Origin of the sequence: Chromobacterium haemolyticum, assembly GCF_002081825.1 — a bacterium.
Classification (GTDB): Bacteria; Pseudomonadota; Gammaproteobacteria; order Burkholderiales; family Chromobacteriaceae; genus Chromobacterium; species Chromobacterium fluminis.
Map to the genome: position 1 here is coordinate 1 of NZ_MUKU01000002.1, position 20,129 is coordinate 20,129.

Sequence of the window (20,129 nt, forward strand, 5' to 3'; positions counted from 1 at the left end):
CCCTCCTGAAGAGTCGTTCGAGACCAGGACGTTGATAGGTCGGGTGTGGAAGCGCTGTGAGGCGTTAAGCTAACCGATACTAATTGCTCGTGAGGCTTGATCCTATCATTTGAGTGGCTTGGGAAACCGAGTGACGAGATGGTGGTTGTGCGACACAATTGAATACCGAATATATGCGGGGTGGTGTAAACCATCCCAGGCTTCTTCAAGTTTGTACCAGTTTATGTCTGGTGGCCATAGCGAGGTGGTCCCACGCCTTCCCATCCCGAACAGGACCGTGAAACGCCTTAGCGCCGATGATAGTGTGGCATTCGCCATGTGAAAGTAGGACACCGCCAGACGCCCAATACGATAACGCCAAGTCCAAGACTTGGCGTTTCGCTTCCCCAAACGGCAAGCGATACAGTTTATGCCTGGCGACATTAGCGAGGCGGTCCCACGCCTTCCCATTCCGAACAGGACCGTGAAACGCCTTAGCGCCGATGATAGTGTGGCATTCGCCATGTGAAAGTAGGACATTGCCAGGCGCCCAATGTAAAAGCCCAGACCAAACGGTCTGGGCTTTTTGCATTTGCCTTGCGGCAGGCGCTTAGAAACTGAGCGTCTTGTCGGCTGCGAGCGTCCACTCGGCCAACTCCGGCATGGTGCCGATCTTGACTCCCGTCAGCAACAAATCCTCATGAATCCCCCGCGCGTCGGCGCAAGTGCGGCAGACGCGCGCCTCCGCGCCCAGTTCCACCGCTTCGGTCAGCATTTCTCCCAGGGTGGGCGCTTGGGCGGTCTTCTGATTTTTCAATGCGGTGACGACGGCGTCGGACAGCAGGAATAGCTGCACCCGGCAGCGCTCGGCTTGCTGCGCCAGCGTAAGCGTTAGGCGCAGCGCCGAGAGCGCGCGTTCGTCGCCATAGGGGCTGGCGTTCAAAGTGATCAATACGGTTTGCATGATGGTTTGCCTATGATGAAGAGGGTTAGGGCGGCATTGTGGCACGTTGCTACGGCCTTGGCATGTGCGATATGGGCGCTTGGCGCCGATTCTAAGTTGTTGGCATGCAACAGTGCGATGGTAGCAATGGCGAGGTCTAGGGGGCTAACTACTTGTTCGAGTTGAATTTGTTTGTGATGAGATTGTGGGCTGAAAAGTTTCCTTCATATTGTCCAGCAATCTATTTGTATTTGTATACAATAGACAAATTTTTCGGGCACTAATGAAAAGAGATAGCCCGGTGCTGCAAACTACACGGAGATGATTCATGCAATTCGACGCATTTGCCCATAGCCAGTCGGCGCTGCGGGATGCCATTACTTCTGCCTATCGCCGCGACGAGCGCGAGTGCGTGCAGGCGCTGTTGCCGCAGGCGGCGATGAGCGACGGCGAAGTCAAGGCGGTTCAGGATCTGGCGCGACGTCTAGTGGCGGAGGTGCGCCGAGAGCGCACCAAGTCCAGCGGAGTGGATGCCTTGATGCATGAGTTTTCTTTGGATAGCGCCGAAGGCATTGCCCTGATGTGTCTGGCTGAAGCGCTGCTGCGCATCCCTGACCGCGAGACCGCGGACAAGCTGATCCGCGACAAGATTTCGCGCGGCGATTGGAAAGCCCATCTGGGCAATAGCGCGTCCTTGTTCGTCAACGCCGCGGCTTGGGGTTTGCTGGTGACCGGCAAGTTGGTGGCTTCGCATAGCGCGAACGGTTTGTCGGCGGCGATGACTCGTTTGATCGCCAAAGGCGGCGAGCCGCTGATCCGCAAGGGCGTGGATATGGCGATGCGCATGCTGGGCAAGCAGTTCGTCACTGGTGAAACCATTGAAGAAGCGCTGGCCAACGGCCGTGACCGCGAGGCGCGCGGCTATCGTTTCAGTTACGACATGCTGGGCGAGGCGGCGATGACCGAGGCCGACGCGCAGCGCTATCTACAAGACTATGTGACCGCCATCCACGCTATCGGCAAGGCGTCCGCCGGCCGCGGCATTTATGATGGCCCCGGCATCTCGGTGAAGTTGTCGGCCATCCACCCGCGTTACAGCCGCATCAAGCACGAACGAATGATGGCTGAGTTGCTGCCGCGTCTGAAGGGCCTGTTCCTTCTGGCCAAGCAGTACGATATCGGCCTGAACATCGACGCCGAGGAAGCGGATCGCCTGGAAATCTCGATGGATCTGGTGGAGGCGCTGGCCAACGATCCGGACCTGGACGGCTTCGAGGGCATAGGCATTGTGGTGCAGGCCTATCAGAAGCGCTGTCCCTATGTGATTGATTTCCTGATCGATCTGGCGCGTCGCACCCATCACCGTTTCATGGTGCGTCTAGTCAAGGGTGCCTACTGGGACGCGGAGATCAAGCGCGCCCAGGTGGACGGCTTGCCGGGCTACCCGGTCTATACCCGCAAGGTCTACACCGATGTGGCTTATCTCGCCTGCGCCAAGAAGCTGTTGTCCGCGCAGGACGCGATCTATCCGCAGTTCGCCACCCACAACGCCTACAGCCTGGCCGCGGTATTCAACCTGGCTTCCGGCAAGGATTACGAATTCCAGTGCCTGCATGGCATGGGCGAAACCCTGTACGACCAGGTGGTGGGCCAGGACAAGCTGGGCAAGGCCTGCCGCATCTACGCGCCGGTGGGGTCGCATGAAACCCTGCTGGCCTACCTGGTGCGCCGTCTGCTGGAAAACGGCGCCAACAGTTCCTTCGTCAACCGCATCGTGGACGAGGCGGTATCCATAGACGAACTGGTGGCGGACCCTGTGGCCGAGGCCGCGCGTCACGGCGGCCAGCCGCACAAGAAAATTCCGGCGCCGCTGGAGTTGTATGGGCAGCAACGCAAAAACTCCAAGGGCCTGGATTTGTCCAGCGAGCACGTGCTGGCCACCTTGCAACTGGGCCTGCAAGCGTCCGAGAAGCAGCAGTGGGGCGCCTTCCCGATGCTGGGCGACGGCGACGTCACCGACGGCGAAGTGCAGCCGGTGCGCAATCCGGCCGACCACGACGATCTGGTTGGCCGCGTGATCGAGGCAAGCGCGGCGGACGTGGAGCGCGCGCTGAACCTGGCACAGCAGGGTGCTACCGATTGGGCCGCCACGCCGGTGGCCGAGCGCGCCGCCTGCCTGAAACGGATGGCCGACCTGATGGAAGAACAGATGCCGGCGTTGATGGGCCTGGCGGTTCGTGAGGCAGGCAAGACGCTGGCCAACGCGATTGCCGAGGTGCGCGAGGCTGTGGACTTCTGCCGTTACTACGCGGCGCAGATCGAAGACGAATTCGACAACGCCAGCCACCGTCCGCTGGGCCCGGTGGTGTGCATCAGCCCGTGGAACTTCCCGCTGGCCATCTTCATCGGCGAGGTGGTGGCCTCGCTGGCGGCCGGCAACGCAGTGCTGGCCAAGCCGGCGGAGCAGACCAGCCTGATCGCCGCGCATGCTGTGCGCTTGTTGCACGAAGCCGGCGTGCCGCGCGCGGCGCTGCAATTGTTGCCGGGCCGCGGTGAAGTGGTGGGCGCGGCGCTGACCGCTGATCCGCGCGTCCAGGGGGTGATCTTTACCGGTTCCACCGAAGTGGCGCAGATCATCAATCGCACGCTGGCCAAGCGCGGCGGCGATCCGGTTCTGGTAGCCGAAACAGGTGGCCAGAACGCGATGATCGTGGATAGCTCGGCGTTGCCGGAGCAGGTGGTCACCGATGTGCTTAGCTCCGCTTTCGACTCTGCCGGCCAGCGCTGCTCGGCGTTGCGCGTGCTCTATCTGCAGGACGACATCGCCGACAAAGTCATCGCAATGATCAAGGGCGCGATGGATGAGTTGAAAGTGGGCAACCCGGCCAAGCTGGATGTCGATGTCGGCCCGGTGATCGACGCCGAGGCTCAGGCTGGCCTATTGGCTCATATCGAAAAAATGAAGGCCAGCGCCCGCGCCACTCACCAGATCAAGCTGGACGACAGCTGTGCCAACGGCACTTTCGTGGCGCCCACCCTGTTTGAAATCGCCGATCTCAAGCAACTGAAGCGGGAAGTGTTCGGCCCGGTATTGCATGTGTTGCGCTTCGAGGCCAATGAGCTGGGCAAAGTGGTGGCAGAGATCAATGCCACCGGTTACGGCCTGACGCACGGCATCCATAGTCGCATCGACGAGACCATCGACAACATCGTCAGCCAGATCAAGGTCGGCAACGTCTACGTCAACCGCAACATCGTCGGCGCGGTGGTGGGGGTTCAGCCCTTTGGCGGCGAAAGCAAGTCCGGCACCGGCCCCAAGGCCGGCGGCCCGTTCTATTTGTATCGATTGAGCCGCGCGGCTTGGGAGCCGAAACTGGCGGCGGCAACCCTGCCGCTGTCCTTGCCGGCGCTGGACGCGCTAGCCGCTGCTGCCGGCAGCCTGGGCTTAGCCTTGGAGTCCGCCATCGCTGCGGCGCGGAAGGACAGTGCGCTGACCTGCCTGGTAAATCTGCCGGGCCCCACCGGCGAGCGGAACGCGCTGCAATTCGCGCCTCGCGGGAAGGTGGGTTGCCAAGCCGCCACCGTACAGGCGCTGGCGGAACAACTGGCGGCGGCCTTCGCCACCGGCAACCGCGCGGTGCTGCCGACCAATGAGGCCGGCCGAGGGCTGGCCGCCAAGCTGGGCGCTCTGGTGGAGCTGGACGCCGATGTGCTGCTGGCGGCTGATGTCGGCGCGGTGCTGTTCTCCGGTTCCGAAGCCGAGGCCGAAGCCGCTCAGCGTGTGTTGGCGGAGCGCGACGGGGCTTTGGTGCCGCTGCTGCGCGCCGACGCGCAAGGCCATTACAATCTGCACCGTCTGGTGGTCGAGCGCGCGGTTAGCGTGAATACTACCGCGGCGGGCGGCAACGCCAGCCTGATGAGCATCGGAGACTAAGACCCGCTAACCAAACACCTGATCCTGCGTCGCGCCGCCTTGTCGTACCACTTGTACTGCCTGCGCCGGCGCGCCTTGGCCCAGGTTCTCTGCGAGCTTTTGTTAGCGGCTCTAAAGGCAAGGCGGATCCCGGCGGCGACGGTCCCCCCGCCTTGCAAAACCACGTGTTAAACGAATTTTCCCATGCGTCGGCGCGCATGGGGCGGCAGGAGGCTTGTCCAAGAAGCCACTTGCCACAAGCTGGCGGCCTTGAAATAATGCCGCCAGCCGCCGCTCTCGCCTCCCTATGCGGATAGGGCGGGATGTACATAACAACATTACACAGGTTCCGCAAACTCCCATTCCTGACGATTGATGGATGGGGATCTCTGGAGAAATAGAGGAAACATGATGCAAGCAAACAAACTGACGACTCTTTCCCTGGCCGTAGCCGCCGCTGTCGCCTTATCCGCATGCGGCAAAAAAGAAGAGGGCGCGCCGGGAGCCGGCGCCTCCGCCGGCGCAGAAGCCGCTGCGGGCAGCGTGATCAAGATCGGCTTTGCCGCTCCGCTGACCGGCCCGCAGGCGCACTACGGCGAAGAATACAAAAACGGCGTGACTTTGGCGATTGAAGACGCTAACGCCGAGAAGCCCACCATCGGCGGCAAGCCGGTGAGCTTTGAACTGGAAGCCCAGGACGACCAGGCCGATCCCAAAACCGCCACCCAACTGGCGCAGAAGTTCGTAGACGAGAAAGTGAACGGCATCATCGGCCACTTCAACTCCGGCACGTCCATCCCGGCTTCCAAGATTTACTCAGACGCCGGCATTCCGATGATCGCGATGGCCACTTCGCCGGCCTTTACCGCGCAGGGCTTCAAGAATACCTTCCGCTCGATGACTTCCGACACTCAGCAAGGCTCGGTGATGGGTAAGTTCGTGGTGGAAAAGCTGGGCGCCAAGAAAGTGGTGATCGTCGACGACCGCACCGCTTACGGCCAGGGTCTGGCCGACGAGTTCGAGAAAGCCGCCAAGGCCGCCGGCGGCAATGTGGTCAAGCGCGAATTCACCAATGACAAAGCCACCGACTTCGCCGCCATCCTGACCTCGATCAAGGCCGCCGCGCCGGACGTGGTGTTCTACGGCGGCGCCGACGCGCAATCCGCGCCGATGGCCAAGCAGATGAAGCGCTTGGGCCTGACCGTGCCGCTGATCTCCGGCGAAATGACCAAGACTCCGACCTTCCTGCAACTGGCTGGCAAGGAAGCCGACGGCACCATCGCTTCGCTGGCGGGCCTGCCGCTGGACCAGATGCCCAAGGGCAAGGACTACGAAAGCCGCTACAAGGCGCGTTTCAAGATGGACGTGGCCACTTACTCGCCGTATGGTTACGACGCCACTCGCGCCTTGATCCAGGCAATGAAAGACGCCAATTCCACCGATCCCAAAGTCTATCTGCCGGTGCTGGCCAAGATCGCGCATTCCGGTGTGACCTCCAGCAGCTGGACCTACGATGCCAAGGGCGACCTGAAAGACGGCGGTATCACCGTCTACAAGGTGGTGAATGGCGAGTGGAAAGTGCTGGAAACCGTGGGAGGGGGCGCTGCTTCCAAGGACGCTTCCGCGGCCAAATAAGCCAGTGAGGCACTAAGCAACAAGGCGACGCTTTCAGCGTCGCCTTTTTCTTTGTCCGTTCAACGCAAGAGGCCGATCTTCTTCAGCAAAAAAATAAGGATGGCGGCGCCGGCAATACCGAAGGCCAGACCGGGCAGCGAGAAGGAGCCGGCCGCAGAAGCGGAGGCGATGCCCAGTAACCGGCCGAACAGCCAATGGCCAAGCGCTGAACCGATGATGCCGATGACGATATTGGCGATGACGCCTTCGCTGACACCCATGACCTTGCCGGCGAGCCAGCCGATCAGACCGCCGGCTATCAGGGAAATAAGCAGGCCCATATCCTCTCCTTATGTTAGTTTGTGAAGAAATAGTTATAGCTATTTATTTAATATGGCGCTAGGTTTTTTTTGCGCTGTCAGAAAAATCGCAAGAGATCAAGAAAAACCCCGGCCAGGGCCGGGGTGCGGAGCGGGGCGCGGTTTAAGCCGTGCAAGGCTTACAGGCCAACCCACTGCCCTTTGCGTAATTGATACAGCGACACGGTGCCGTGCTGAATGTCGCCCTTGTCGTCGAAACGGATCTCGCCGGTTACGCCCTTGAAGTCGGTTTTGGGGAGTTCGCCCAGGTACTTGGCTGGATCGGCTGAGCCGGCGCGCTTCATCGCGGCGATCATCACCCGCGCGGCGTCGTAGGTATAGGGCGCGTAGGCCTGGATGTCGGCGTTGAATTGCTGTTTGTACTTGCCGTTGAAGTCGGCGAAGCCCGGCATCTTGTCTTTTTGCGCACCGGCGCTGGAGGCGTAGCTGCTTTCCGCGCTGTCGCCGCCCAACTTGGAAAACTCCGGCGTATTAATGCCGTCCGCGCCCATGAAGGCGGCTTTCAGACCCAGCTTGTTCATCTGCTTGACCATGGGCGCGGCCTGCGCGTCCATACCGCCGTAGAACAGAAGGTCCGGCTTCTGTCCTTTGATCGAGGTGAGGATTGCCATGAAGTCGGTGGCGCTGTTGCTGGTGAACTCGCGCTTGACCACCTTGCCGCCGGCCGCTTCCACCGCCTTGGCGAAATCGTCGGCCAAGCCCTGGCCGTAAGTGGTGCGGTCGTCGACGATGGCAATGCGGCCGGCTTTCAGCGTCTCGATCGCGTACTTGGCCAGCGCTTCGCCCTGCTGGCGGTCGTTGGCGATGATGCGGAAGGTGTTCTTGAAGCCCTGCTGGGTGAAGCTGGGGCTGGTGACCGAGGCGGCGATCATCGGAATGCCGGCCTGGGAGTAAATGCGCGAAGCGGGAATGGCGGCGCCGGAGGTGAGGTGGCCGATGATGCCCGCCACCTTGCCGTCCACCAGGCGTTGCGCCACCTGGGCGGCGGTTTTAGGGTCAGCCTGGTCATCCTCGGACACCACTTCGAAAGTGACCGGCTTGCCGTCCAGAGTCAGCTTTTCGGCATTGGCTTCCGCCACCGCCAGCTTGACGCCGTTGTCCGCGTCGCGGCCCCAGTGGGCGAAAGGCCCGGTCAGCGGGTTGGCGGAGCCGATTTTAACCACGACGGAGCCGGCCTCGGCCGGCGCGCTGCCGGCGCTTTGTTCGGATTTGCCGCAGGCGGTCAGGGCCAGCGCGGCGCAGGCGATGAGGCTAAGATGCGTTTTCATGAGTTTCTCCTGATTTCTCTTTGTCTATTTAGCTTTGTCTATTTGGATATTCGCCTCAGAAATAAGGCGGTGGCCCATTTTTGGTGCATAAACGGATTAGCGTCAACCCCGGCGGCGTGCCGGCGGCGGCTTTGCGCTAAAATGGCGAACTGATTTCGCGACATAATATGGATTTTTGATGACGAAGGGGTATCCAGCTCCCGCCTCGCCCTGTGTCGGCCTTTGCCGTCTAGACGAGGGCGGCGCCTATTGCCTGGGTTGCCAGCGCACCTTGGATGAAATCGCCGGTTGGTCCGGCTTTGACGACGAGCAAAAGCGCGCGGTGTGGCAGCGGCTGATCGCCTTGCGGCCCAAGGTAAAGGACAAACGCTGCGAGCGTTGCGGCGCGGCGTTTCGCTGCGGAGAAGGCGGCGCCAACGGCGCTTGCTGGTGCGCGGATCTGCCGCAGGTGCTGCCGCTGCCTTACGGTCACGGCGACTGTCTGTGCCCGGAGTGTTTGCGCGGTCATCTGCGGGAAAGCTATTTGGCGCGCGGGCTGACGCCGCCCTTGTAGCGCTTAGGCAAGCGCGAACACGCAACAATGCCAATTGCGTATTATCGCCGCGGGGTGCAACCAAAGCCCATCGTCCGCGGTCCTAAAATGTTTTCCTCCTTTCCGGTTCGGCTCCTAACCACATGACACTTTGGAAGCGTTGGATTCGTAAGTTGTTGTTGCCTCTGTATTTGATTGGATCGTTGCGAGGTCGAGGCCGCATCGGCCTAGGCCGGAGGCCATGGCGCAACGGCATCGCGCTGGCCGCGGTTTTGGCGCTGGCCGGCTGGGGGCTTTGGCTGTGGCTGGCGCCCAAGCCGGCGCCTCAGGTGCTGACCGCGGAAGTCACCCGCGCCGACCTGGAAGACGTGGTGCTGGCCAGTGGTGTGTTGAAACCGCTGCGACAGGTGGATGTGGGCGCCCAGGCCAGCGGGCAGCTGAAAACGCTGAACGTGGCGGCGGGCGACCACGTCAGCAAGGGCGAACTGTTGGCCGAGATCGACCCAGAGAACAGCCTCAACGACCTGAAGGCTTCCGAGGCTCAATTGGAGTCTCGCGTAGCCCAGCTGCGCAGTAAGCAGGCCACGCTGCGCCAGGCCGAGCGTGAACTGGCGCGCCAGAAGCAGATGATGGGCGAAGGCTCTACCTCGCAAAAAGACCTGCTGACGGCGGAAACCGCCTACCAGACCCAGATGGCGGAACTGGACGACCTGCAGGCGCAGATTCGCCAGAACCGCTTCCAGATCGACAAGAATCGCACCACGCTGGGCTATACACGCATTACCGCGCCTATGGACGGCGAGGTGATCGAAATCGTTACCCAGCAGGGCCAGACCGTGATCGCCAGCCAGACGGTGCCGGTGATCCTGAAACTGGCGGACTTGAGCACGATGACGGTGCATGCCCAGGTGGCCGAGGCCGACGTGATCCGCGTCAAGGCCGGGCTACCGGTGTATTTCACCGTGCTGGGCGCACCGGATCGGCCTATCCGCGGCAAGCTGCGCGCGATTCTCCCCACGCCGGAAAAAATCAACAACGCCAACTTCTACAAGGCCTTGTTCGACGTGAAGAACGTTGACGGCAAGCTGCGCGTGGACATGACCGCGCAGATCAGCATCGTGCTGGCGGAATCCAAGCAGGCCTTGAGCATTCCGCTGAGCGCTTTGGGCGCGGCCGGCAAGGATGGTCGTTACAGCGTCAAGGTGCAGGGCAAGGACGGCCAGCTGCATGAGCGGCAGGTGCGCATCGGCCTGAAGACCACCACCCGAGTGCAGGTCCTGGACGGCTTGAAAGCCGGCGAGAAAGTGGTGACCAGCGAAGCTGGCGGCAAGGAAGAAGAACCCAGCGGTGGCGTGATGGTGAGCGCATGAGCGGAGCCAGCCTGACGCTGTCTGGAGTGTGGCGCCGGTTTCCGTCCGGGGATGAGGAGGTGGCGGTGCTCAAGGAGGTCAGCCTGGATATCCGCGCCGGCGAGATGGTGGCCATCATCGGCGCCTCCGGTTCCGGCAAGTCCACGCTGATGAACATCCTGGGCTGCCTGGACCAGCCGTCGGCCGGTCGCTACCAGGTGGGCGGGCGCGACGTGGGCGCGCTGGACAAGGACCAGCTGGCCACGCTGCGGCGAGAGCACTTCGGCTTCATCTTCCAGCGCTACCACCTGTTGCCGCATTTGAGCGCCATCGACAATGTGGCGATGCCGGCGGTGTACGCCGGCATGAGCCAGGAAGCGCGGCGCGAGCGCGCGCGCCAGTTGCTGGAGCGGCTGGGCCTGGCCGGCAAGGAAGACTACCGTCCGGGTCAGCTGTCCGGTGGTCAGCAGCAGCGGGTGTCCATCGCGCGGGCGTTGATGAACGGTGGCGACATCATCCTGGCCGACGAACCCACCGGCGCGCTGGACAGCCATAGCGGCGAGGAAGTGATGAACATCCTCAAGGAGCTGCACGCCGCCGGTCATACCATCATCATCGTCACCCACGATCCGTCCATCGCCGCGCAGACCGAGCGCATCATCGAAATCCGCGACGGCGAGATCCTGCGCGACAGCGCAGCCGACGCGCCGCGCCCTGCGGCGGACGTGCGCGAGCCGCGGCGGCCCAAGCCCGGGCCAGCCTGGCGCGAGCGCATGAGCGAAGCCTTCAAGATGGCCATGCTTGCCATGCTGGCCAACCGCTTGCGCACCGTGCTCACCATGCTGGGCATCATCATCGGCATCACCTCGGTGGTATCCATCATCGCGGTGGGCGAGGGCGCGCGCAATTACGTGCTGAACGACATCCGCTCCATCGGCACCAACACCATCACCGTGTACCGTGGCAAGGACTGGGGCGACGACAAGGCCGACGGCGTGCGTACCTTCCTGCCCGGCGATCTGGCCGCGCTGAGCGAGGAACCCTATGTTGACAGCGTGTCGCCGGTCACCACCAACAGCCTGCGCATCCGTTACCGCAATGTGGACGTCAACGCCTCGGTGTCCGGCGTGGACAGCGCGTTCTTCCGTGTGCGCGGCATGAAAATGGCCGCCGGCCTTGGCTTCAGCCGCGACGATGTGCGCATGCAGCGCCAAGTGGTGGTGATAGACAACAACACTCGCCGTAAGCTGTTCGCCGACGCGGAAGCCATCGGCCAGGTGGTGCTGGTGGGCAGCGTGCCCGCCACCGTCATCGGCGTGGTGGAAACCAAGGAAAACGGTTACGGCGGCAAATCGCTGCAAATGTGGATGCCCTACAGCACTGCCGGCAGCCGATTGTTTGGGCAAGCCTATTTCGACTACATGGTGGTGCGCATCAAGGAAGGCCAGCCCACCGCGCTGGCGGAGAAGGCGCTCAGCCATCTGCTGACTCTGCGCCACGGCAGCAAGGACTTCTTCACTTACAACATGGACGAAGTGCTGAAGACGGTGGAAAACACCAGTCGCACCCTGGCCCTGCTGCTGACCCTGATCGCGGTGATTTCGCTGGTGGTGGGCGGCATCGGCGTGATGAACATCATGCTGGTGTCGGTGACCGAGCGCACCCGTGAAATCGGCATCCGCATGGCGGTGGGCGCGCGTCAGTCCGACGTGTTGCAGCAATTCCTGACCGAGGCGGTGCTGGTCTGCCTGGTGGGCGGGGCCATAGGCATCGGCCTGTCCTACGGCATCAGCTTTGTGTTTGCGCTCTTGGTCAGCAAGTGGAAAATGGCCCTGTCGCTGAAGGCCATCGTGATGGCAGTGGCGTGCTCCACCGCTATCGGAGTGGTGTTCGGCTATCTGCCGGCGCGCAGCGCGGCGCGTTTGAATCCGATCGACGCCTTGGCGCGGGAGTAAGTGTTTGAAGCTTTGGAAATCCAATCTCACTGTTTTGGGCCTGGCCCTGTTGCTGGCCGGCTGCCAGAGCACGCCGTATCAGCGCCAGGCGCTGGAAGCACCGGCGCAATGGCGCGGGGCCCCGACCCAAACCCAGGCGGACATGAGCCGCGAGCGCTGGTGGCAAGGCTTTGGCGACGCCGGCTTGCTGGCGGTGCTGGAGCAGGCGCGCAGCCGCAATCCGGATTTGAGCATTGCTCTGCTCAAACTGCGCAAGGCGCAGCTGGCGGCAGGCTTGGAGCGCAGCGACGCCTTGCCCTCCTTGAGCGGTGAGCTCAATGCCGGTGCCAAGCGCACGCTGGGCGAATCCTCGGTCTGGAGCCGCAGCAGCGGCGGCAGCTTGAGCACCAGTTATGAACTGGACCTATGGGGGCGGGTGGACGCGCGCTTGCGCGCGGCGGATCAGGAGTTCCGCGCCAGCGCCTATGACGAAGCCGCCGCCCGCCTGTTGTCGGACAGCGCCGCCGCCGGCCTGTACTGGGACATCGCCGCGCTGAAGGCGCGGCAGACGCTGGGGCAGGCGGATCTGGCGGACCTGCGCCGCATCCAGGCGCTGGCGGAAGCCAAATGGCGCGCCGGCGCGACGAGCGAACAGGACGTCACCCAGGCGCGCAGCGCGGTGCTGAGTCAACAGGCGGACTTATTGGGGCTGGCCGACGAGCGCGGGCAAAAGGAAAACGCTTTGGCGCTGTTGCTGGACCACCCGTCCGGCGCGGCGCTGCCGCCTATCGCCGCGCTGTCGCTGGAGCCGGCTTTGCCGGCGATAGACGCCGGCCTGCCCAGCCGCCTGCTGGAACGCCGACCGGACCTGATGGCGGCGGAGGCGCGCTTGCGCGGCAAGCTGGCCAAGGTGGATCAGGAGCGCGCCGCCTTCTTCCCGGCGCTGAAGCTGACTGGTTCGCTGGGTTCCAGCAGCGGCGCGCTGAGCAGCCTGGTGCAAAACCCGCTGCTGGCGCTGGGCGCTTCCCTGTCCTTGCCCTTCCTGGAGTGGCGCAAGCTAGGCCTGCAACTGAAGAGCAGCCAGGCCGATTACGAGCTGGAAACCGTCAGTTTCCGCAAGACCTTGTACGGCGCTTATCAGGAGGTGGACAACGCGCTGAGCACGCGTCAGCGGCTGCAAGGCTCCGCTCGCTTGCAAGCCGACGCGCTGGCCTTGAACCGGCGCAGTGAACAACTGGCGGAAAGCCGCTACCGCGCCGGGGCAGTTGACGTGCAAACCTGGCTGGACGCGGCCAAGGCGCGGCGCGGCAGCGAGTCCGCGCTGATCCGGCTGCGTCAGGAGCAGTTGAAAAACCTGGCGGATGTTTACAAGGTGTTGGGCGGCGCGCCAAGCGCCTGAAGCGCCTCGCCGGGAGGCGAGGCGGAACCCAAGCAAGGCTCCGCCTGCGTATGGAATACAGGCGGGCTCCGTCCGGAGGCGGAATCGCCGCCCGCCGCGCTAGAGACCGAAGCGGCCGAAGCGTTCCTCTAACTGCCTGCGCCTGCTCTTGCCGGCATGCATCTGATGCAGGCTGTCCACGTGGCGGTAAACTTTTACCTGCTGCGCGCCCAAGAACAGCATCTGCTCCAGATAATTGAAAAAGCCAATCCAGTAGCCGCGCTGCTCACGCGCGTTGAAGTCGATGTCTCGCGCCACCCGGCTTAGCAGGCCGTAGCCCACGTAATAACGATTATCCTTCAGCCATTGCAGCAGATGAGCCGCGCATTCTCGGCCGTAGGCGCACATGGCGTCGAAGTCATCGTCGGCTTCCGGCATCTGCCAGTAATGTGGATAGTCACGCTCCGGGATGTAGCGGACGAAGGGGAGCAGGGTTTCCTGCTGTTCTATGGCGGCCAGCTTGTAGCGGCGGCGGCGGGGTAGGATAGGGGACATGCCGTTTCTCCTGCTGTGACACAAGATAAACCGCCTGCCTGAAAAGCGAGGTATTGGGCAGGCGCGTGGCAGGATTGGCGTTACCGTGTACACAAACCGGCGAGTGCATGACACTCTCCCACCATGCACCTGCCAAGTGGCATAGCCATGGTAAAGCAGGACCGCACCCAGATGAGGTGCGAGTCCGTTGTGTACAGGGCGGGACGCCAATCCCGGCGCCGTTAATGAGAACGGCGCCTGGGGATTGTCGCCGACGGGGCGGGGAGGGTCAAGGCAGGGTGGCGCTAGATCACTGCCCACAGTCCGCAGATCGCGAACAGGATCAGCACCCCGGTCAGGATCTGGGCGGTGGTGCGTTCTTTTTGCAGCGCCCGCTTCAGGTTGTCATGCACGCTTTCCAGCTTTTCCAGCCGCTGTTCCAGCTCGGCGCGGGTTTCGTCCTGCCGCGCCAGCGATTGCAGCATCGCCTCGCCGCCCACCTCGGTGATCAGTTCCTTATTCCATACCCCCAGCAGCTTGTTGACCTTGTCCTTGAAGTAGAGCGCGGAACGCTGGTTGGCGTCCTGCCATTCAAATTCAAAGCCCTGGCTGGCGTAAAAGGCGTTGCGTTGCAGCCGCTCTTCTTCCGACGAGGTCTGGCTCATGGCGATCATGCCGGGGCTGATGGCGTGATCCGGGCAAATGCCCTTGGCCCAGGCGATAACGCTGGCGAACAGGAAAGCGTCCAAACCGGTGCCGACAAAGCCGGGGCTGGCCATCACCCCGCTTTTGGGGCCGAAGGTGACGGTGCGGCTGGGCCGGTCCACCCGCACCCAGGCGCAGTTGTGGGCCGCCTGGAAATGGCTGTCCTCGCCCTCGAACAGCTGCCAGCGGTGGCCATCGGCGCGGGCGTAGCCGCGAAACTGCAGCCGGAAGAAGTCGGATTGCTCGGTCATGGCCCGGCTGCGTTGCAAGATGCCGTAAATGGGCGTGCCGTTGGCGGTCAGCGTCAGAATGGTCTCGCCCAGCGGAATGGCCAGCGTGGCCAGGGTGTTTTCGTTTTCCGGGGCGCGGAGCACCGGTTCTTCGGCTGTCGGCGCCGGATTGGCGGCCTGGTTCGGACTGGTCATCTGCTGCCTATGCTGGGTGTTCTGGGGGCCTGTTTGCGATAGTAATCAGGCGCTGGGCTTGTGATCAGGCGGACGACCGTCGCGGGCGGGCGTCACGGGCCGCTTATTGTACCAATCTAGACGGCTTGGGGAATCCTTGCTCGCATGACATTCGGCATGAGGGCAAATGGCGCCCAATTTGGCGCGCGGCACGGTCAATGCGTAGTTTTACTTAGAACATTGCAGGTGCAATAAAAGCTTTATTTCAAACAAACACTTATTGATTGCGCTAAATAATCACATAATAAAATGTGAATGTGTTACTTGTATTGGGTAATGGTGTGGCATATCGTGCCCCAAATCATTAAATGCAATCGGTCATTATGCTTGCTCAAACGGATACGGACGGTTCTGCCTCCTCCGCAAACATCAGCGATTTGGGCTTGCTCGGCCTGGTGCTGCTGGCCCAATTCCATGGCGTGGCCGCCGACCCGACGCAACTCACCCACCAATACGGCCGCCAGGCCGAACCCTTCAGCGAAACCGACCTGCTGCTGGCCGCCAAAGGCCTGAACCTTAAGGCCCGCATCGTCAAACAAAGCCCGGATCGCTTGAGTCTGACCGCCTTGCCGGCGCTGGCGCTGCGGCCGGACGGCGAACACTTCATCATCGCCCGCTGCGACGGCGACAAAGTGCTGATCCACGACCTCAAGCACGGCCGGCCGCAAGTGCTGAGCCAGGCGGAGCTGACGGCGCGCTACGCCGGCCGGCTGCTGCTGATGGCCTCGCGCGCGTCCGCGGCCGGGGCCTTGGCCAAGTTTGACTTCACCTGGTTCGTGCCGGCCATCGTCAAATACCGCAAGCTGTTGCTGGAAGTGCTGGCGGTGTCGCTGGTGTTGCAGCTGTTCGCGCTGGTGACGCCGCTGTTCTTCCAGGTGGTGATGGACAAGGTGCTGGTCAACCGCGCCTTCAACACCCTGGACGTGATCGCGGTGGGGCTGTTGATCCTGTCGCTGTTCAACGTGGCGCTGTCGGCGCTGCGCAGCCACGTGTTCGCCCACACCACCAGCCGCATCGACGTGGAACTGGGGGCGCGGCTGTTCCGCCACCTGCTGGCGCTGCCGCTGGCCTACTACGAAGCGCGGCGGGTGGGGGACACCGTGGCGCGGGTGCGCGAGCTGGACAACATCCGCAACTTCCTCACCGGCCAGGCGCTGACCACGGTGCTGGACCTGCTGTTCTCCTTCGTGTTCCTGGCGGTGATGTGGTACTACAGCGGCTGGCTGACCCTGATCGTGCTGGTGTCGCTGCCGTGCTACGCGCTGTGGTCGGCCGGACTGACCCCGCTGCTGCGGCGGCGTTTGGACGAGAAATTTGCGCGCGGCGCCGACAACCAATCCTTCCTGGTGGAAGCGGTGGGCGGCATCGGCACCATCAAGGCGATGGCGGTGGAACCGCACATGACCCGGCGCTGGGACAACCAGCTGGCCGCCTACGTGGCCGCCGGCTTCCGCGTCACCCGGCTGGCCAATATCGGCCAGAACGGCGTGCAACTGATCCAGAAACTGGTCACTGTCGCCACCCTGTGGCTGGGCGCGCGGCTGGTGATCGCCGGCGAGCTGTCCGTCGGCCAACTGATCGCCTTCAATATGCTGGCCGGCCAAGTGGCCGCGCCGGTGGTGCGGCTGGCGCAGCTGTGGCAGGACTTCCAGCAGATTGGCATCTCGGTGGAACGGCTGGGCGACATCCTGAATACCCGCAGCGAACTGCCGGCCAGCCGTGCGGCGCTGCCGGCGATCCAGGGCCGTATCCAATTTGACCAAGTGGTGTTCCGCTACCGTCCGGACGGCCCGGAAATCCTGCGCGGCCTGAGCCTGGACATCCGGGCCGGCGAAGTCATCGGCATCGTCGGGCGCTCCGGCTCCGGCAAAAGCACGCTGACCAAACTGGTGCAAAGGCTGTACGTGCCCGAATCCGGGCGCGTGCTGGTGGACGGCAACGACCTGGCGCTGGCGGACCCGGCCTGGCTGCGGCGGCAGATCGGCGTGGTGCTGCAAGAGAACCTGCTGTTCAACCAAAGCATCCGCGACAACATCGCGCTGGCCGAACCCGGGCTGGCGCTGGACCACGTGATCCACGCCGCCAAACTGGCCGGCGCCCACGACTTCATCATGGAACAGGCCGAAGGCTACGACACCATGGTGGGCGAACACGGCGCCAGCCTGTCCGGCGGCCAGCGCCAGCGCATCGCCATCGCCCGCGCGCTGATCAGCAACCCGCGCATCCTGATCCTGGACGAAGCCACCAGCGCGCTGGACTACGAATCCGAACGCGCGATCATGCAAAACATGCGGGCCATCTGCCAGGGCCGCACCGTGCTCATCATCGCCCACCGCTTGAGCACCGTGCGCGGCGCCAGCCGCATCATCGCCATGGACCAAGGCCGCATCGTCGAAAGCGGCCGCCACGAAGACCTGCTCCGCCAGCCCGACGGCTACTACGCCCGCCTGCACAGCCTGCAACAAGGATAAACCCGCATCATGAAGCACCAACTGCACGCGCTGCGCGACTTCGCGCGGCGCTACCGGCAGGCCTTTGCCGCGCACTGGGCCATTCGCCATCAACTGGACCCGCAGCCGCGACGCGAAGACGAACTGGCCTTCCTGCCCGCCCACCTGGAACTGACCGACAGCCCGCTGTCCCCGCTGCCGATGTGGAGCATGCGCCTGATCGGCGCGCTGTTCGGCGTCGCGCTGCTGTGGTCGGTGCTGGGCCAGCTCGACATCGTCGCCGTCGCCGGCGGCAAGACCGTCAGTGGCGGACGCACCAAAATCCTGCAGCCGCTGGAACCCAGCGTGGTCAAAGCCATCCACGTGCGCGACGGCCAGCAAGTCCAGGCCGGACAAGTGCTGATCGAACTGGACGCCACCGGCGCCAGCGCCGACAAACAAAAAGCCGACGACGCCCACGCCGCCGCGGCGCTGGCCGCCGCGCGCTATCAGGCGCTGCTGAACGCGCTGGACAACGGCCGGCTGCCGCAGCTGCCGGCCACCCCCGGCGTCGCCGACAGCCAGAGACTGGCCGAAGAAAGCCTGGCGCTGGGCCAATGGCGCGGCTACCAGGCCAAGCTCGAAGCGCTGGGCGCCACCCTGCGCCAACGCCAGGCCGAACACGCCACCACCCGTCAGCAAGTGAGCAAACTGCAAGCCACCGGCCGCATCGCCGCCGCGCGCGAACACGACTACCAAGACCTGCTGGCCAAGAACTTCATCTCCAAGCACGCCTACCTCGACAAACAACAAGCGCGCATCGAACAAGCCGGCGACCTGGCCAGCCAGCAAAGCCGGCTGCAAGAACTCGACGCCGCCATCGCCGGGCAAGAACAAGAACGCAAAGCGCTGCAAGCCAACTTCCGCAGCGAGGCCCTCGACAAACTGCGCGAAGCGCGCGAACAAATGCGCCAATACGGCGAAGACCAAAAAAAGACCGGCCAGCGCCAGGCGCTGACCCGGCTGACCGCGCCGGTGGCCGGCAGCGTGCAGCAACTGGCCATCCACACCGTGGGCGGCGTGGTTACCGAAGCGCAGCCGCTGCTGGCCGTGGTGCCGCAAGACGAAACCCTGGAAATCGAAGCGCAGATCGAAAACAAGGACATCGGCTTCGTGCGGCCGGGGCAGGCGGCCACCGTCAAAGTGGAAAGCTTCCCCTACACCCGCTACGGCTACCTGGACGGCGTGGTGGACAGCGTCAGCCACGACGCGATGCAAGACGAAAAGAAGGGCTTGGTGTTCCTGGCGCGGATCCGGCTCAAGCAAGACCACCTGAGCATAGACGGCGCGCGGGTGCGGCTCAGCGCCGGCATGACGGTGAGCGCGGAAATCAAGACCGGGCGGCGGCGGGTGATCGACTACTTCCTGAGTCCGCTGCAACAGCACGTGGGCGAAGGCCTGCGCGAGCGCTGAGATGAAACTGCTGCTGATCCACCAAAACTTCCCCGGCCAGCTGCGCCACATCGCCGAACACCTGAAAGGGCGACCGGACATCGAGCTGCTGGCGGTGGGGCGCGACAGCGCGCCCGGCCTGGCCGGCGTCAAACTGCTGCGCTACCGGCCGCACCGCGGCCCGCACCGGCACACCCACCCCTACCTGCACAGCTACGAAGACGCGGTGCTGCACGGCCAGGCGGTGCTGCGCGCCTTGCAGCCGTTGCAACAGCGCGGCTACCGGCCGGACGCCATCCTGGCCCACCCCGGCTGGGGCGAAACCCTGTTCCTCAAAGACCTGTTCCCGGCGGCGCGGCTGATCCACTACAGCGAATACTACTACCACGGCCGAGGCGCCGACGCCGACTTCGATCCGGAATTCCCGCTCAGCCTGGACGGCGCGGCGCGGCTGCGGGCGCGCAACGCGCTGCACCTGCTCAACCTGGAACACGCCGATCAAAGCATCACCCCCACCCACTGGCAACACAGCCTGCACCCGGCGGCCTACCGGCCGAGTGTGCGCATCCAGCACGAAGGCATCCGCTGCGGCGAACTGGGCCCGGACCGGACAGCGACGCTGACCCTGCCCAACGGCCGGACGCTGCGCGCCGGCCAGCCCATCGTCAGCTACGTGGCGCGCAATCTCGAACCCTATCGCGGCTTCCACAGCTTCATGCGCGCGCTGCCGGCGCTGCTGCGGCAACGGCCGGACAGCCAGATCGTCATCGTCGGCGGCGACGGCGTCAGCTACGGCAGCGCGCCGCGCGACGCGGCCTGCTGGCGCGAAAAACTGCTGCGGGACAAGCCGGTGGACCCGGAGCGGGTGCACTTCCTGGGCAAGGTGCCGTACGAGGTTTACCGAAAGGTGCTGCAAGTGTCGGCGGTCCATGTCTACCTGACCTATCCCTTCGTGCTGTCGTGGAGCCTGCTGGAAGCAATGGCCAGCGGCTGCCGCATCGTGGCGTCGGACACCGCGCCGGTGCGGGAAGTGATCCGGGACGGGGAGAACGGCGAGCTGACCGACTTCTTCGACGCGGCGGCGTTGGCGCAGAAGGTGGGGGCGGCCTTGGAGACGGACGGCGGCGGGCTGAGGCGTGCGGCGCGGGAGACGGCGGCGCGTTACAGCGTGGAGGCGGGATTGACGGGCTATCGACGGTTGTTGGGTTTGCCGGCGGAGTGAAGGCGGCTTTGGTGGGGAGCCCGCAAAAGTAGT

General features: G+C 63.7%; 14 protein-coding genes and 3 rRNA genes. 12 read left to right on the forward strand and 5 right to left on the reverse strand.

Features of this window, described 5'->3' with window-relative positions:
- The 3 genes from B0T39_RS01235 to rrf (B0T39_RS01245) form a co-directional block, all read left to right on the forward strand.
- Positions 1–104, forward strand: a 23S ribosomal RNA gene (locus B0T39_RS01235); the annotation flags it as partial.
- A 122-nt stretch (positions 105–226) separates the two neighbouring features.
- A 5S ribosomal RNA gene (gene rrf / locus B0T39_RS01240) occupies positions 227–341 on the forward strand.
- Between the two features lie 71 nt (positions 342–412).
- Positions 413–527, forward strand: a 5S ribosomal RNA gene (rrf, locus tag B0T39_RS01245).
- A gap of 62 nt (positions 528–589) precedes the next feature.
- Here rrf (B0T39_RS01245) and B0T39_RS01250 read toward each other — a convergent pair.
- Positions 590–943: a DsrE/DsrF/TusD sulfur relay family protein gene (locus tag B0T39_RS01250; protein ID WP_081544451.1), complete on the reverse strand. Its 354-nt coding sequence runs from the start codon at positions 941–943 to the stop codon at positions 590–592.
- Between the two features lie 307 nt (positions 944–1,250).
- On the opposite strand from B0T39_RS01250, the gene putA reads away from it, so the two are divergent.
- Complete coding sequence (putA, locus tag B0T39_RS01255) at positions 1,251–4,856, forward strand: trifunctional transcriptional regulator/proline dehydrogenase/L-glutamate gamma-semialdehyde dehydrogenase (protein ID WP_081544452.1); 3,606 nt, start codon at positions 1,251–1,253, stop codon at positions 4,854–4,856.
- A 390-nt stretch (positions 4,857–5,246) separates the two neighbouring features.
- Entirely contained in the window at positions 5,247–6,470 is a 1,224-nt protein-coding gene (locus B0T39_RS01260; RefSeq protein ID WP_081544453.1) for a branched-chain amino acid ABC transporter substrate-binding protein, read from the forward strand.
- Between the two features lie 59 nt (positions 6,471–6,529).
- On the opposite strand, the gene B0T39_RS01265 is transcribed toward B0T39_RS01260, so the two are convergent.
- Positions 6,530–6,790, reverse strand: coding sequence for a GlsB/YeaQ/YmgE family stress response membrane protein (locus B0T39_RS01265; RefSeq protein WP_019101228.1), 261 nt, complete (start codon positions 6,788–6,790; stop codon positions 6,530–6,532).
- Between the two features lie 158 nt (positions 6,791–6,948).
- Entirely contained in the window at positions 6,949–8,097 is a 1,149-nt protein-coding gene (locus B0T39_RS01270) for a branched-chain amino acid ABC transporter substrate-binding protein (RefSeq protein ID WP_019101227.1), read from the reverse strand.
- A gap of 178 nt (positions 8,098–8,275) precedes the next feature.
- Here B0T39_RS01270 and B0T39_RS01275 point away from each other — a divergent pair, with 178 nt between their 5' ends.
- The 4 genes from B0T39_RS01275 (at position 8,276) to B0T39_RS01290 (ending at position 13,311) form a co-directional block, all read left to right on the forward strand.
- On the forward strand, positions 8,276–8,650 hold the full coding sequence (locus tag B0T39_RS01275) for a cysteine-rich CWC family protein (RefSeq protein WP_039754639.1): 375 nt from the start codon (positions 8,276–8,278) through the stop codon (positions 8,648–8,650).
- Between the two features lie 152 nt (positions 8,651–8,802).
- Positions 8,803–9,999 carry a macrolide transporter subunit MacA gene (gene macA, locus B0T39_RS01280; RefSeq protein WP_019101225.1) on the forward strand — a complete coding sequence of 399 codons (1,197 nt, stop codon included), beginning with the start codon at positions 8,803–8,805 and terminating at the stop codon, positions 9,997–9,999.
- The gene (macB, locus tag B0T39_RS01285) at positions 9,996–11,933 is read left to right on the forward strand and encodes a macrolide ABC transporter ATP-binding protein/permease MacB (protein WP_081544454.1); all 1,938 of its coding nucleotides are present in this window, start codon (positions 9,996–9,998) and stop codon (positions 11,931–11,933) included. The genes macA and macB overlap by 4 nt, the downstream gene beginning before the upstream one ends.
- Positions 11,934–11,937: 4 nt before the next feature.
- On the forward strand, positions 11,938–13,311 hold the full coding sequence (locus B0T39_RS01290; RefSeq protein ID WP_176219457.1) for an efflux transporter outer membrane subunit: 1,374 nt from the start codon (positions 11,938–11,940) through the stop codon (positions 13,309–13,311).
- A gap of 99 nt (positions 13,312–13,410) precedes the next feature.
- Here B0T39_RS01290 and B0T39_RS01295 read toward each other — a convergent pair whose 3' ends face one another.
- Positions 13,411–13,845 carry a hypothetical protein gene (locus tag B0T39_RS01295; protein ID WP_081544456.1) on the reverse strand — a complete coding sequence of 145 codons (435 nt, stop codon included), beginning with the start codon at positions 13,843–13,845 and terminating at the stop codon, positions 13,411–13,413.
- A gap of 284 nt (positions 13,846–14,129) precedes the next feature.
- Positions 14,130–14,954 (reverse strand): hypothetical protein, encoded by an 825-nt coding sequence (locus tag B0T39_RS01300; protein WP_081544457.1) that lies wholly within the window; start codon positions 14,952–14,954, stop codon positions 14,130–14,132.
- Positions 14,955–15,316: 362 nt separating this feature from the next.
- Here B0T39_RS01300 and B0T39_RS01305 point away from each other — a divergent pair, with 362 nt between their 5' ends.
- Genes B0T39_RS01305 through B0T39_RS01315 form a run of 3 tightly spaced genes read left to right on the forward strand, consistent with a single transcriptional unit; the run spans position 15,317 to position 20,096 of the window.
- The gene (locus tag B0T39_RS01305; RefSeq protein WP_081544458.1) at positions 15,317–17,464 is read left to right on the forward strand and encodes a type I secretion system permease/ATPase; all 2,148 of its coding nucleotides are present in this window, start codon (positions 15,317–15,319) and stop codon (positions 17,462–17,464) included.
- Positions 17,465–17,473: 9 nt separating this feature from the next.
- Positions 17,474–18,895, forward strand: coding sequence for an HlyD family type I secretion periplasmic adaptor subunit (locus tag B0T39_RS01310; protein ID WP_081544459.1), 1,422 nt, complete (start codon positions 17,474–17,476; stop codon positions 18,893–18,895).
- Between the two features lies 1 nt (position 18,896).
- The gene (locus B0T39_RS01315) at positions 18,897–20,096 is read left to right on the forward strand and encodes a glycosyltransferase family 4 protein (RefSeq protein ID WP_081544460.1); all 1,200 of its coding nucleotides are present in this window, start codon (positions 18,897–18,899) and stop codon (positions 20,094–20,096) included.
- Positions 20,097–20,129 lie beyond the last annotated feature (33 nt).

Coding starts and splice junctions, on each gene's coding strand:
- B0T39_RS01250 (WP_081544451.1), bottom strand. CDS start 943: ATGCAAACCGTATTGATCACTTTGAACGCCAGCCCCTATGGCGACGAA.
- putA (WP_081544452.1), top strand. CDS start 1,251: ATGCAATTCGACGCATTTGCCCATAGCCAGTCGGCGCTGCGGGATGCC.
- B0T39_RS01260 (WP_081544453.1), top strand. CDS start 5,247: ATGCAAGCAAACAAACTGACGACTCTTTCCCTGGCCGTAGCCGCCGCT.
- B0T39_RS01265 (WP_019101228.1), bottom strand. CDS start 6,790: ATGGGCCTGCTTATTTCCCTGATAGCCGGCGGTCTGATCGGCTGGCTC.
- B0T39_RS01270 (WP_019101227.1), bottom strand. CDS start 8,097: ATGAAAACGCATCTTAGCCTCATCGCCTGCGCCGCGCTGGCCCTGACC.
- B0T39_RS01275 (WP_039754639.1), top strand. CDS start 8,276: ATGACGAAGGGGTATCCAGCTCCCGCCTCGCCCTGTGTCGGCCTTTGC.
- macB (WP_081544454.1), top strand. CDS start 9,996: ATGAGCGGAGCCAGCCTGACGCTGTCTGGAGTGTGGCGCCGGTTTCCG.
- B0T39_RS01295 (WP_081544456.1), bottom strand. CDS start 13,845: ATGTCCCCTATCCTACCCCGCCGCCGCCGCTACAAGCTGGCCGCCATA.
- B0T39_RS01300 (WP_081544457.1), bottom strand. CDS start 14,954: ATGACCAGTCCGAACCAGGCCGCCAATCCGGCGCCGACAGCCGAAGAA.
- B0T39_RS01305 (WP_081544458.1), top strand. CDS start 15,317: ATGCTTGCTCAAACGGATACGGACGGTTCTGCCTCCTCCGCAAACATC.
- B0T39_RS01310 (WP_081544459.1), top strand. CDS start 17,474: ATGAAGCACCAACTGCACGCGCTGCGCGACTTCGCGCGGCGCTACCGG.
- B0T39_RS01315 (WP_081544460.1), top strand. CDS start 18,897: ATGAAACTGCTGCTGATCCACCAAAACTTCCCCGGCCAGCTGCGCCAC.